General features: G+C 71.8%; 12 protein-coding genes and 1 tRNA gene. 3 read left to right on the forward strand and 10 right to left on the reverse strand.

What is annotated here, in order from left to right:
• Positions 1–14: 14 nt before the first annotated feature.
• A complete protein-coding gene (gene def / locus JD276_RS13245) occupies positions 15–578 on the reverse strand; it encodes a peptide deformylase (RefSeq protein WP_200116139.1) in 564 nt (187 codons plus the stop codon).
• A gap of 112 nt (positions 579–690) precedes the next feature.
• Here def and orn point away from each other — a divergent pair, with 112 nt between their 5' ends.
• Positions 691–1,407: an oligoribonuclease gene (gene orn, locus JD276_RS13250; protein ID WP_200116140.1), complete on the forward strand. Its 717-nt coding sequence runs from the start codon at positions 691–693 to the stop codon at positions 1,405–1,407.
• A gap of 94 nt (positions 1,408–1,501) precedes the next feature.
• A tRNA-His gene (locus JD276_RS13255) sits at positions 1,502–1,577 on the forward strand.
• A gap of 49 nt (positions 1,578–1,626) precedes the next feature.
• On the opposite strand, the gene JD276_RS13260 is transcribed toward JD276_RS13255, so the two are convergent.
• From JD276_RS13260 to JD276_RS13270, 3 genes are read right to left on the reverse strand one after another with little or no spacing between them, the layout of a single operon-like run.
• Complete coding sequence (locus JD276_RS13260) at positions 1,627–2,802, reverse strand: thiolase family protein (protein ID WP_200116141.1); 1,176 nt, start codon at positions 2,800–2,802, stop codon at positions 1,627–1,629.
• Positions 2,799–3,458: a 3-oxoacid CoA-transferase subunit B gene (locus JD276_RS13265; protein ID WP_200116142.1), complete on the reverse strand. Its 660-nt coding sequence runs from the start codon at positions 3,456–3,458 to the stop codon at positions 2,799–2,801. Before JD276_RS13265 ends, JD276_RS13260 begins: the two co-directional genes overlap by 4 nt.
• The gene (locus JD276_RS13270; protein WP_200116143.1) at positions 3,455–4,207 is read right to left on the reverse strand and encodes a 3-oxoacid CoA-transferase subunit A; all 753 of its coding nucleotides are present in this window, start codon (positions 4,205–4,207) and stop codon (positions 3,455–3,457) included. The genes JD276_RS13265 and JD276_RS13270 overlap by 4 nt, the downstream gene beginning before the upstream one ends.
• 289 nt (positions 4,208–4,496) lie before the next feature.
• Between JD276_RS13270 and JD276_RS13275 the strand changes: the two genes are divergently transcribed.
• Positions 4,497–5,240, forward strand: a complete 744-nt coding sequence (locus tag JD276_RS13275; protein WP_200116211.1) for an IclR family transcriptional regulator domain-containing protein — start codon at positions 4,497–4,499, stop codon at positions 5,238–5,240.
• A gap of 7 nt (positions 5,241–5,247) precedes the next feature.
• On the opposite strand, the gene JD276_RS13280 is transcribed toward JD276_RS13275, so the two are convergent.
• The 6 genes from JD276_RS13280 to JD276_RS13305 all read right to left on the reverse strand — a co-directional run bounded on the left by JD276_RS13280 (position 5,248) and on the right by JD276_RS13305 (position 13,146).
• Positions 5,248–6,870: an amidohydrolase gene (locus JD276_RS13280; protein WP_200116144.1), complete on the reverse strand. Its 1,623-nt coding sequence runs from the start codon at positions 6,868–6,870 to the stop codon at positions 5,248–5,250.
• A 4-nt stretch (positions 6,871–6,874) separates the two neighbouring features.
• Positions 6,875–7,915 (reverse strand): ABC transporter permease, encoded by a 1,041-nt coding sequence (locus JD276_RS13285; protein ID WP_200116145.1) that lies wholly within the window; start codon positions 7,913–7,915, stop codon positions 6,875–6,877.
• A gap of 11 nt (positions 7,916–7,926) precedes the next feature.
• A complete protein-coding gene (locus JD276_RS13290) occupies positions 7,927–9,387 on the reverse strand; it encodes an ATP-binding cassette domain-containing protein (protein WP_200116146.1) in 1,461 nt (486 codons plus the stop codon).
• 36 nt (positions 9,388–9,423) lie between these two features.
• A complete protein-coding gene (locus tag JD276_RS13295) occupies positions 9,424–10,404 on the reverse strand; it encodes a sugar ABC transporter substrate-binding protein (protein WP_200116147.1) in 981 nt (326 codons plus the stop codon).
• Between the two features lie 327 nt (positions 10,405–10,731).
• On the reverse strand, positions 10,732–11,505 hold the full coding sequence (locus JD276_RS16010) for a helix-turn-helix transcriptional regulator (protein ID WP_233615716.1): 774 nt from the start codon (positions 11,503–11,505) through the stop codon (positions 10,732–10,734).
• A 147-nt stretch (positions 11,506–11,652) separates the two neighbouring features.
• A complete protein-coding gene (locus JD276_RS13305) occupies positions 11,653–13,146 on the reverse strand; it encodes an APC family permease (protein ID WP_200116148.1) in 1,494 nt (497 codons plus the stop codon).
• Positions 13,147–13,216: the final 70 nt, after the last annotated feature.

Below are 13,216 nucleotides of genomic sequence, written 5' to 3' on the forward strand. Positions count from 1 at the left end.
GCCGGCGGCACGGGCTACCCCTCGAGGTCGTCGACCCCGGGCGTCCACGCGAGGCCCGGCTTGCCCCACCCGTTGCGGCGCAGCGCTTTCTGCGCCCCGCGGTTCTCGGGGTGCACGAGGCGGTCGACGTAGAGCAGGCCGTTGAGATGATCGAACTCGTGCTGCATGATCCTCGCGAACCACCCGCTCGCCCGCACCTCGAACGGCGTGCCGTCGATGTCCTGCGCGCGCAGCAGCGCCCGCGGCGAGCGCCGCAGCGCGAAGCGCTCGCCGGGGAACGAGAGGCAGCCCTCCTCCTCGTCCTCGCCCGGCAGACCCGGCTCCGGCGGGGTGATCCAGAGCTCGGGGTTGATCGCGACGCCGCGCTCGGGGGCCTCGTCCTGATCCTCGTAGATCCACACGAAGACGCGCTTCCCGACGCCGACCTGCGGCGCCGCGAGCCCGACGCCGGGCGCGGCGACCGTCGTCTCGAACATGTCGTCCACGAGGGTGCGCAGCCGGGCGTCGAAGTCGGTGACCGGTTCGGCGGGACGGTGGAGCACCGGCTCCCCCGCGATGGTGATGGGAAGAACTGCCATGCCGTCAAGCCTAGAGGCTCGCGCGGTCACCGCCGGCCCGAGCCGGCGCTAGACTGACGGTCTGGCGATCCGGGATCCCGGGCCGCCCGTCACCCGAGCCGAGGAGCAGCCAGTGTCGAACACCCCCGCCGAGCAGATCGTCTGGATCGACTGCGAGATGACGGGGCTCGACGTCGACCGCGACGGCCTCTGCGAGATCGCCGTGATCGTCACCGACTTCGAGCTGACCCCCCTCGATGCCGGCTTCGACGTCGTCATCGATCCCGGGACCGAGGCGATGGACCACATGAGCGACTTCGTGCGCAAGATGCACGAGACCTCCGGCCTCCTGCCCCGCATCGAGGCGGGGGTCTCCGTCGCCGACGCCGAGGAGCAGGTGCTGGCCTACCTGAAGCGCTTCGTGACCGCCGGGCGCCGCCCCCTCGTGGCGGGCAACACGATCGGGATGGATCGCCGCTTCATCGCCAAGTACATGCCCGCGCTCGAGGAGCGCCTGCACTACCGCAGCATCGACGTCTCGACGGTCAAGGAGCTGAGCCGGCGGTGGTATCCCGCCGCCTACTTCGGCGCGCCCGAGAAGCGCGGGGGGCACCGGGCGCTCGCGGACATCGCCGAGTCGATCCAGGAGCTGGCCTATTTCCGCGAGGCCGTGCTCGTCGCGGGACGGGGCCCCGACAAGCACGCGGCCGCGCAGCTCGCGGCGACGATCGGCTCCCGCTACGACGCCCTGATCCAGGGCGCCGGGGTGGAGGATCCCGCGGCCGGGGACGGCTCGGTCGGGATCGGGGAGCCGGCCGTGGACTCCGCCTCCGCGACCCCCTCGGAGTGACGCGCCCGGCGTTCACCGCCCCGTTTGGAGCGCCCCTGTTCATGGGCTATGATTGTGGGGTTGCCTCGCGAGCGCGTCTCGCCTGGTCAGCATGGTGGGCGTAGCTCAGTTGGTAGAGCACCGGCTTGTGGTGCCGGTGGTCGCGGGTTCAAGTCCCGTCGTCCACCCCAGGATCGGCCCCGGCTTTCGAGCCGGGGCCGATGTCGTTCTCGCGCTCGCTCACCGCTCGAGCACGACGGCGAGGCCCTGGCCGACGCCGATGCAGATCGTCGCCACGGCGACCCCGCCGCCGCGCCGCCGCAGCTCGTGCGCGGCGTGGCCGATGATCCGGCCCCCCGAGGCCCCGAGCGGGTGTCCGATCGCGATCGCCCCGCCGTGAACGTTCAGCCGCTCGGGGTCGAGCTCCGGCCAGCCCCGGAGGCACGCGAGCGTCTGCGACGCGAACGCCTCGTTGAGCTCCACGAAGTCGACGTCCGCCCAGGTCCTCCCGGCCCGCGCCAGCGCCGCGTTCGCCGCCTCGACGGGCGCGATGGGGAAATCATCGGGGTCGACGCCGTGCGCCGCCCTCCCGGCGATGCGGGCGAGCGGCTCCGCGTCGAGCGCCCCCTCGCCGCCGAGCAGCACCGCCGATGCGCCGTCGTTGATCGACGACGCGTTGCCGGCGGTCACCGTTCCCTCCCCGGGAGGGGCGAACAGCGGCGCGAGGCCCGCCAGCTTCTCCGGCGAGGTACCGTCGCGGATCCCCTCGTCGCGCGCGAGCTCCGCCCCCGGCACCTGCACGATCTCGGCGTCGTACCTGCCCTCCGCCCAGGCATCGGCGGCCAGCCGGTGCGAGCGCGCGGCGAACGCGTCCTGCTCCTCGCGGGTGATGCCGCGCTCACGGGCGACCTTCTCGGCGGCCTCGCCGTTCGAGATCGTCCAGTGCCCCGGCAGTGCGCGGTTCACCATCCGCCAGCCGATCGAGGTGTTCCACAGGGTCTGATTGCCGACGGCGGGCCACGGCCTGGCCGACTTCTCGACCACGAACGGTGCGCGGCTCATCGACTCGACGCCGCCGGCGAGGATCACATCCGCGTCCCCGGACTCGATGGCGCGCGCGCCCTGGATGACCGCCTCGACCGACGAGGCGCAGAGGCGGTTCACCGTCACCCCCGTGACCGAGGTCGGGAATCCCGCGAGCAGCGCGCCGAAGCGGGCGACGTTGCGATTGTCCTCCCCCGCCTGGTTGGCGTCTCCGAAGATCACGTCGGCGATCCGAGCGGGGTCGATCCCCGCGCGCTCGACCGCGGCGCGCATCACCACGGCCGCGAGATCGTCCGGCCGAACGCCCGAGAGCCCTCCCGCGGCACGTCCGAACGGGGTCCGCACCGCGTCGTAGACGAACGTGGAGGTCATGCGGGCACCTCCGCAGTCGCATCGGTCAGGGCGAGACCCGTCAGCTCGCGGAGCTGCTCGAGCGTGCTGTCGCCGAGCAGCTCGCGCACCGCGAAGCCGGCCGGGGTCACATCGAACACGGCGCGGTCGGTGTAGACGCGCGACACGCAGCCCACTCCGGTGAGCGGGTACGAGCACTCGGCCACGAGCTTCGACTCCCCCTGCTTCGTCAGCAGGTCGGTCATCACGTAGACGTGCTTGGCGCCGATCGCGAGGTCCATCGCGCCGCCGACGGCGGGTATGGCCCCCGGCGCACCCGTCGACCAGTTCGCGAGGTCGCCGTTCTCGGCCACCTGGAAGGCGCCGAGCACGCACACGTCGAGGTGCCCGCCGCGCATCATGCCGAAGGAGTCGGCGTGGTGGAAGTAGGCCGCGCCGGCGAGCGCGGTGACCGCCTGCTTGCCCGCATTGATGAGATCGGGGTCCACCCGCCCCTCCTCGGGCGCGGGCCCCATGCCGAGCATGCCGTTCTCCGTGTGCAGGATGATCTCCTGCCCCGCGGGGAGATAGTTCGCGACGAGCGTCGGCGCCCCGATCCCGAGGTTCACGATCGACCCCTCGGGGATGTCCGCGGCGATGCGGGCCGCGAGCCCCTGCCTGCTGATCCCGCCGGTCATCGCCGTTCCTCCCCGTCGCCGCCCGAGAGCGGGTTGCCCTCCAGATCCACGCCCCCGACGAACTCCCCCTCGCGCAGCCACCGCCGCTCGCCCACCGCGACGACGCGATCGACGAAGACGCCGGGGGTGACGACGACCTCGGGGTCGATGGCGCCGAGTTCGACGACCTCGTCCACCTGCACGATGGTGGTGCTCGCCGCCGACGCCATGATCGGCCCGAAGTTGCGCGCGGTCTCGCGATACACGAGGTTGCCCCACCGATCCGCGCGGCGGGCGCTGATGAGCGCGAAATCGGCCGTGATGGGGTACTCGAGGGCGTAGACCCTGCCCCCGATCTCCCGCGTCTCCTTGCCCTCCGCGAGCCGCGTGCCGACGCCCGTGGGCGTGAAGAACCCGCCGATGCCGGCCCCCGCCGCGCGGATGCGCTCGGCGAGGTTGCCCTGGGGAACGAGCTCGAGCTCGATCGCGCCCTCGCGGTAGAGCCCGTCGAAGACCCACGAATCCGACTGGCGCGGGAAGGAGCAGATGATCCTGCGCACCCGGCGCTCGGCGAGCAGCGCGGCGAGTCCGACGTCGCCGTTCCCGGCGTTGTTGTTCACGATCGTGAGGTCGCGGGCGCCCTGCTCGATCAGAGCCGCGATGAGCTCGACCGGCTGACCCGCGCGGCCGAAGCCGCCGATCATCACGGTCGCGCCATCCGGGATCCCCTCCACCGCCTCTCGCACGGATGGGACTTCTTTGTCGATCATCGGCGCCTCCTCCGGCCGCGGCAGCAGAGCTGCCGAACATTCGCTATACGAAAGATTTTTCGTATAGCGAAGATACTATCCCCCCTGGGGCTCTGCGGGAAGAGCCTCCCGGGAACTCGCGTCTCGGCCTGGGCGCCCGGTCGCCCAGTAGGGTGAGTGCGTGAGCGAGACGAGGAACGGGCACGGCGGTGCGAACGCGGACGGGCACGGCGGAGCGGCATCGGACGCGGGCGGATCGGACGCGGCGACATCCGGTCCGGGCGCATCCGGCGGCGCCCACCCCGATTTCGTGCAGTCGCTGGCCCGCGGCATCGCGGTGATCCGCGCGTTCGACGCCGAGCACGCGGAGCTCAGCCTCAGCGAAGCGGCGCGCCGCGCCGGGATCCCCGCCGCGGCGGCCCGCAGATTCCTGCGAACCCTCGAGGCGCTCGGCTACGTCCGCTCGGACGGGCGCCTGTTCTCGCTCACGCCGCGCGTGCTCGAGCTGGGTTTCAGCTATCTGTCGGCACTGACGCTGCCGGAGGCGATGCAGGCCCATCTCGAGCGGCTCTCCCGGGAGGTGCACGAGTCCGTGTCCGCAGCGGTGCTCTCCGGCGGCGAGATCGTCTACATCGCCCGCGTTCCGACGCGGCGCATCATGACCGTGGGGATCACGATCGGCACGACCTTCCCCGCGCACGCGACGAGCATGGGGCGGGTCCTCCTCGCGGCGCTGCCCGAGGAGGAGCTCTCCGCGGTGCTCTCGCAGCACCCGCCGACGCCGCTCACGGAGCGCACGATCGTCGACCGGGAGGCGCTGCTGCGCGAGCTCGCGCGGGTCCGCGAGCAGGGCTGGGCGATCGTCGACGGCGAGCTGGAGGCCGGGCTGCGCTCGGTGGCCGTCCCCGTGCGGGATCGCGCGGAGCGGGTCGCCGCGGCGTTCAACGTCTCGACGAGCGCGACGCGGGACTCCGTCGAGCGTCTCCGCACGCACCACCTGCCGCTCGCGCTGGAGACGGCGCGGGCGATCGAGGAGGAGCTGCGCCTGCTCTGACGGGGTCTCAGCGCGCGAACACCCGTCGGCCCGCGAACCAGGTCTCCGTCACCGCGAGGGAGCCGAGCTCCGCGACGTCCAGAGAGAACGGGTCGCGGTCGAGCAGGATGAAGTCGGCGGACCGCCCGGGGGTCAGGGTCCCCGTGACGTCGTCGACCCCGATCATCCTCGCTCCGTTGACGGTGAGCACCTCCAGCGCCTCCTCGAGCGACAGCGCCTGCTCGGGCCACAGCTCGCCGGGGTACTGGCCGGTGGGGTCGCGGCGCGTGACGAGCCCCGCGAGCGCCTGCCACGGGTTCGGCACCGGGCTGACCGGCCAGTCGGACCCCGCCGAGACGAGGACGCCGGCGTCGACGAGGTCGCGATTGGGGTGGATGCGCTCGGCCCGCTCGGCCGGCACCGCGGTCTTGATGGCGTCGGGCACCGGGCCGGGGTACCAGACGTAGGGCGAGATGTCGGCCGCGACGTCGAGCTCCGCGAAGCGCGGGACATCGGTCTCCGCCACGTACTGGCCGTGCGCGACCTGGCACCGGATGCTCCGCCCCTCCTCCCGGAGGCGCTCGACGGTGTCGAGGATCAGCCGGGTCGTCGCGTCGCCCGTGCTGTGGATCTTGGCGCCGAGACCGCGATCCGCGGCCGCCCGCAGCGCCTCGGACAGCTCGTCGGGCGTGAGGATCGTCGAGCCGCAGAAGCCGCAGCCGTGGTGCGCGTCCTCGAGGTACGGTTCGAGCATGGCGGCCGTCCGCGCGGGAGGGATCCCGTCGAGGAAGATCTTCACGAAGTCCGGGCGGTGATGCGTCGAGCGATAGGCCTCCGCCCGGTCGAGGAGCGGGGCTCCCACCACCTCGGCGCCGAGCACCTCGTCGTTCATCAGCAGGGACGTGACCACCCACGCCTCCAGCCGGCCGGCGGCGTCGAGGCCGTGGAGGGCGCGCAGGATCTCCGGCGTCGCGCCCGCGTCCTGGAACGCCGTGATGCCGTAGCCGTGCAGGATCTCCAGGCTGTGCCGGTAGGCCTCCCGCTCCTGCTCGTCCGAGAGGCCGTCCTCGCGGGCCGCGGCGAAGGCGACCGGCAGGCCGGCCCGCTCGAGCAGCACGCCGGTCGCGCGCCCCTCGGCGTCGCGGAGCACGCCGGCGCCGTCCGGCACCCCCGCGATCTCCATCGCCGCGCTGTTCGCCCAGCGGTTGTGCCGGCTGTCGTCGACGAGCACGGCGGGATGGCCGCCGCTCGCCTCGTCGAAGTCCCGCAGCGCCTCGGAGGTGCTGAGCCGGTCCAGCATGCCGACGGGCCAGCCGGCCCCGACGATCCAGGCGCCGGGTGCGAGCTGGGCCGCGCGCTCGCGGACGAGCCCCAGCAGCTCCTCGTAGCCGAGGCCCTCCGGCAGCGCGAGCTCGAAGAGGGCGGTGCGCCCGGCGAGCGCCGGGTGGTTGTGCCCGTCGACAATCCCCGGCATGACGAACGCCCCGCCCAGGGAGCGGACCTCCGTCGCGTTCCCGCGGTGCGCCAGGGCCGCCTCCGAGGAGCCGACGAAGACGATCGTGCCGTCCGAGACGGCGAGCGCCTCGGCCCAGGGCGCCTGCCGATCCGCCGTGAAGATGCGCGCATCGCGCAGGATGAGATCCGCGGCCACCGGACTACCGCCCGGCCTCTGCGCGTGCGAGAGCGCTCTCGCGGCGCTGACGGCGACGCGCGCTCTGGGCGATGGAGCGGCTGACGGCCTGCTGGATCCCGCGATCCAGCCCCACCGCCACGACGAGCGTGAGGCCCACGAGCATCGTCTGCACGTACGGCGAGACGCCGAGGATCACGAGGCCGTTGTTCAGCACGCCGACGAACACGAGGCCGTACAGCACGCTGCGGATCCGCCCCGCCCCGCCCTCGAAGGCGATGCCGCCCAGCAGCACCACGGTCAGCGCCTGCAGCTCCCACCCCTGCCCGATGATCGGGCTGGCGGCCCCGAGCTTCGCGGTCAGCATGAGGCCGACGAGGCCCGCGACGACCCCGGCGGCGACGTAGGTCGAGACCCGGATGCTGTTCACCTTCAGGCCCATGAGCTGGGAGGCCCGCATGTTGCCGCCGATCGCGAGGATCTCGCGGCCGCGGGTCGTGTGGTTGAGGATCCACCAGGCGGCGACGACGCCGATGACGAGGACGATGATCTGGATGCGGATGCCGAACACGGAGAAGGATCCGATCGAGGTGAACTCGGCGGGGAGCCCGCTGATTGAGCGGCCGTTGCTGAGCAGCTGGGCCAGGCCGAACCAGGCGCTCATGAACCCGAGGGTGACGACGAAGGAGTTCAGGCCCATGATCGACACGAGCACGCCGTTGATCAGGCCGGTGGACGCCCCGATGGCCAGGGCGACGAGGATGCCCGGCCACATCGAGCCGGTGGCCGCCATGGTCAGCGCTCCGCCGACCGATGCAAGCGCCGCGGCCGACCCCACCGACAGGTCGACGTTGGCCTGCATGATGAGGAACGCCACCGGAAGGGCGAGCAGGCCGAGCTCGGAGATCTGCAGCAGGATCGTCAGCAGGTTCGGCCCGCTGAGGAAGCGCGGGCTCGCCGCCGCGAAGAAGACGACGAGCGCGATGACCGCGAAGAGCACGCCGTTCTGCACGAGCAGGAGCCGGATGCGCTCCGCGGAGAAGCGGTTGGACGGGTTCTGTGCCATGAGTCGAGTGATTACCTTCCTGCGAGGTCGAGCAGGCTGCCGAGGAGGTGCTCCTCCATCTGCGGACCGGATCCGATCTCCGACACGGCGGTGTCGTAGATCACGTACGCACGCGAGCACATCCGCGCGATCTCGTCCGATTCGGAGGATGCGACGACGATGGTCACGCCGCTCTCGGCGAGCCCTCGCAGCGCGCGCACGATGTCGTTCTTGGCGCCGATGTCGACGCCCTGGGTGGGTTGGTTGAGCAGGAGCACTCGCGGCCGGTAGGGATAGATCCACCGCGAGAGGAGGTGCTTCTGGCGGTTGCCGCCGCTGAAGGCGCCGATCGGCGCCGAGCCCTCTGGGCCGTGCACCCGCATCTCCTCGCGCGACCTCTCGTACTCCGCGCCTCCCGTGGAGGGCATCACGGCCCCCGCGCGGGCGAGCCTGCGGAACCACGGCAGCAGCACGTTCTCCCGCGCGCTGAGATTCGTCAGCAGGCCGTCGCGCTCGCGATCGGCCGGCACCATCATCACGCCCGAGCGGATCGCGGCGCGGGGCGAGGCCGGGGCGAAGCCGCTCCCCTCGAGGGAGTAGCTGAAGCGCTCCGTGACCGCGTGCTGACGCCATCCGAACAGCGACTCCATGAGCTTGAACTGGTTGCCCGCCGCCATGCCGAACAGGCCCACGATCTCGCCGCGGCGGAAGCGCATGCGGCTCGGACCGTCGATCTCCAGGGCGACCTCCTCCGACTGCACGGCGGTGTGCGCCTCCAGCTCGGAGAATCCGGGGGCCAGCGCGTGCGAGAGCTCCGCCACGGTGAGGGTGTCGGTCGGGGTGTCGCGGACGACCCGGCCGCCGTTGAGCACGACGGCGCGCGTGCACACGTCCAGGATGTCGGGCAGGCGATGGGAGACGTAGACGACGGCGGTCCCCGCATCCGAGAACTCGCGGATGAGGCTGTGCAGGTTCTCCGTCTCCGCCGCGCCGAGCGCCGCGGTGGGCTCGTCCAGGAAGAGCACCTTCACGTCGCCGACGACGAGGCCGCGGGCGAGGTCGACGAGCTGGCGCTCGCCGATCGACAGCTCCGCGACCAGCGTGCCGGGCGGCACGTGCCCCAGCCCGACGCGCGTCAGGGCGTCGCGCGCGCGCTCCGGCCGCTCCCGGCGCGCGATGCCCGCGCGCCCCAGGAAGAGGTTGTCGTGGATCGACAGGCTGCCCACCAGCGCGGGCTCCTGGTTGACGACGGTGAGACCGCGCGCGCTCAGCGCGTGCGGCGTCGCGTGCTCGACGGTCTCGCCCTCGAGCTCGAAGGACCCCGACGTCGGGCGGAGCACGCCCGCGGCCACGCCGACGAGCGTCGACTTCCCGGCGCCGTTGTGCCCGAGGAGACCCACCACCTCCCCCGGAGCGATCGCGAACTCGACATCGTCGAGCGCCCGCGTCGCGCCGAAGTCCACCGTGATGCCCCGGAAGGCGATTCGCTGCACGTTGCGCTCCGATCCCAGCTTGCTCTCCGCCGCCCGCTACTTCGTCGGGGAGCGGAACTCGTCGACGTTGTCCGGCGTGATCTCCGTGGCCGGGACCGTCGTGGTCTCCACGGACCGCCCCTCGGCCGCGTCGATGAGCAGCTGGGCGTTGCTCTCCGCCAGCTCCGAGGTCTTCGAGACGAAGGCCGTCCGCCAGATGTCGTCGCCCGTCGCGATGAGGTCGAGCACCTCGTCGGTGGCGTCCGTCGCGCCGATGAACCACTCCGGATCGTCCTGCGAGACGCCGGAGTCGACGATCGCCTGACGAGCGCCGAGGCCCATGTCCGCTCCCGCGCTCAGCACGACGCGCGTGTCCGGGTCGGCGGTCAGCTGGCTCTGCATGTTGGCGTGCCCCTCGTTGCGGTCGAGGGTCTGGAGGTCCGCCACGGTGACGTTCGCGTCGGTCTCCGCCAGGCCGTCGCGGTAGCCGCGCGCCTGCTCCTGGCCGTACGGGTTGCCGAAGTCACCGAGGATCGCGACGCCCACGTTCTCGGAGTCGTAGTTCTCGACGATCCACTCCCCCGCCGCCTTGCCGAGCTCGACGCCGCCCTCGTAGGCGGGGGTGAGGGTGGAGGCTGCGACGCCGGGCCACTCGATGATGTAGCCGACCAGCGGGATGCCGGCGGTCTCCGCCTCGGTCGTCACCCCGGCGACGAGGTTGGCGTCGAGCGGGAAGCCGCCCATGGCCTTGACGTCGCCCCTCGCGATCCAGGCCTGCCAGTCGTTGACCTGCTTCTGCGCGTCGAAGCCGGGATCGTGGGTGAGGAACTCGTACCCGGCCTCCTCGATGATGGGCTCCATGAACACGAGCTGGTCCGCCCAGACCGCGACGTCCTGCGACGGGAAGCTCCAGGCGATGGCGCCCTTGCCATCGCCCCCGCTCTCCGGGGCGCCGGCGGCTTCCTGCGAGCTGCAGGCCCCGAGCGACAGGGCGAGCGCGGCCGCACCGGCCGCGGCGAGCAAACGTTGAGTCCGCATGTGATTCCTCCTGAGTACGATGCACGACCGTCGTGTCGGACGGCGGAGGCCGGAATCGCGTGGGCTGCTCTGCCGGCGATCGCGGGACCTCCCCGCTGGACGGTCCAGGTACCTATCACCCCATATCCGCGGAGCGAGATCCATCGGTCAGATGGCCGATCTTTCCGACGGTCGCGGCCGAACCCGCACCGCACGGGTCGCAGCCGCGGCCGCATCGCACGGGTCGCGGTGGCGCCCGCACCGCACGGATCGCGGCCGCATGGGTCCGCACGAGGCCGCACGAGGCCGCGCGGGGCGGCGCTCAGCACAGGCCGATCGCGGCGGCGCTCAGATCAGGCCGAGCCGCGCGCCCTCCATGGCGATGCCGACGCGGGAGCGCGTGCCGAGCTTGCGCAGGATGTTCTCGACGTGGGTCGCCACGGTGCGGCGCGACACGCACAGCTGCTCCGCGATCTCGGGGTTGCTCGCGCCCTCGGCGACGAGCCGCACGACGTGCAGCTCCCTGGGCGTGAGCCGCACACCGTCCTGCGCGGCCTTCTGCGAGAGCACGACGCCGAGGAAGGCCGAGAAGGCCTCCGCCGCCTCGAGCTGCTGATCGCCGAAGTCCGATGCGTAGGAGTTGGCGTGGATCGAGCCGATCTCCCCCAGCTGCGCGTGCAGCACCGGCAGCGAGAACCCGTTCCGATAGCCCGCCGGGGTCAGCCACATGCGCGCCGCGCTGCCCTGCGCGAACTGCCCGCCGCGCCACGTGAGCACGGCCGAATCCGCGACCACCCGGCGGTACATCGGGTCGGCGGTCACGAACGTGCTGCGCAGATGCATGAGCGCGGCGTCCTCGTACCCCTGCGCGAAGACGAAGCGGTGCCCGCGGTCGTCGTGCGGGCGGTACGTGACCGCCAGGCCGGCGAAGACCGTGGTGCGCAGGAACGCCGATGCCGCGAGACGGATCTTCTCGGCCGGATCCTTCTCGAGGGCGAGGTCGACGAGCTCGCGGTAGGCGATCGCCGATTTCCCCCCGCCCGTCCCGTACCGTCGAGGCGGGGCGCTCCCCCGGGAGCCGGACGCGTCGACGCGATCGACGAGAGCCTCTTCGGTGCCCATGGATTCTCCTCGTTGGGAATGCATGCCCGGCGGTGACGCCCGGGGACGGATGCCGGCGGCGCATCCCCACCGGCGGTGATGCGATGCTATGCGGCCGAACCTGACATATAGTAGCGCCGGTTCGCCCAGCAGGCCAGCCGCCCGCCGTTAGCCCCGCTGGTGCTCCGGCTGCCGCTCGGCCTCGGCCACCGCCTCCTCCTCGAGGGCGAGCGCCCGCTCCGACGTTCCGGCGGTCCACCCCGCCAGCGCCCATCCGACGAGCGCGACGATGGGCACGATCCCGAGGATGATCACCGACGTCGCGACGTCCGCGTCAGCGAGAACGTCGAAGTTCACCACGATCAGGGCCAGGAACCCGGCCATGAGCACCGCGGACAGCAGCGGCATGACGACGGTGTTCCAGGGCCGGCGGTCGGCCCGCGTCCTGCGGAAGAAGGCGAAGATCGCGAGAGAGGTGACCACGTAGAGCGTCACGAGGGCGGCCACTCCGAGCCCCGACAGCCAGCCGAAGAGCGTGGTCATCGGGTGGAGTCCGAGCAGCGCGAACGGCGTCACCGTCAGGAAGGCCAGTACGGTCTGTACCCGGGCGGCCGTCCCCGGCGCCTGGAAGCGATTGGTCCGCGCCAGGCCACGAGGCAGGATCCCGCGCCGGGCCATCGAGTGCAGGTAGCGATTGATGATGTTGTGGAACGCGAGGAGCGCGGCGATGAGGGAGGTGACGAGGAGTACGCTGGCCACCGGGGCGGCCCAGGGACCGAGCACCGCGCTGAGCGGGGCCGTGACGAACCCGGCGGGATCGCCCTGGATCGCCTCGACGGCCGCGCCCATCACCTGCGAGGGGCCGTAGTAGACCACGACCGTCCAGATGAGGAAGGTGAGGAGCAGCGAGATGAAGGCCACGGAGATGTAGGTGGCGCGGGGCACCGTGCGCTTCGCATCCTTGGCCTCCGCCGCGTAGAGGGTCGTCGACTCGAAGCCGAACATCGAGGCGATGGCGAACATGATCGCGATGCCGGGAGCCCCGGTCATGAAGGCCTGCGGGCTGAAGCTCGCCGCGACGTCGATCCCCTCTGCGGCGTGGTCGCCGACGAAGACGCCCACGGCGAAGGCGACGAGGATCAGCACCTCGAGCGCGACGAGCACGATCAGCACGTTCGCGCCCATCTTCACGTTCCTCTCGCCGAGGATCAGGATGACGACGAGCGTCACCGCGAAGATCGCCCACCACGGCACCCCGATGCCGAAGAACTCCTGCAGCATGCCCGACGTCGTGACGCTGACGAGCCCGTACATCGCCGCCTGGATGCCGCTGTAGGTGAGCAGGGCCAGCCACGCCGACACGACCCCCGCACGGTACCCGAGGCCCGCCTCGACGAGGGAGGAGAACCCTCCGTGGCTCGGCACGTAGCGAGTCATCGTCGTGAATCCCACGGAGAAGACCAGCATGACGAGGCCCACCACGACGTAGGTCGGGGGGAACCCGGCGCCGTTGCCCAGCGCGATGGCGATCGCCGACACCCCCACGATCCCGGTGAGCGGCGCCTGCGCCGAGAGGACGAAGAACACGATGTCGAACACCCCCACGGCGTTCTTCTTCAGCCCGGTCTGCGGGGCACGGGTCGTGGTCGAGTCGTTGGTCATAGTCTGCATTCCTTTTCTGCAAGCGGCTCCGTCGCCGCTCCCGTTCTCGCACCGCGGAGATGGGTGGCCC

The sequence above is a fragment of the Leucobacter chromiisoli genome (genome assembly GCF_016522505.1).
GTDB classification, from domain to species: domain Bacteria; phylum Actinomycetota; class Actinomycetes; order Actinomycetales; family Microbacteriaceae; genus Leucobacter; species Leucobacter chromiisoli.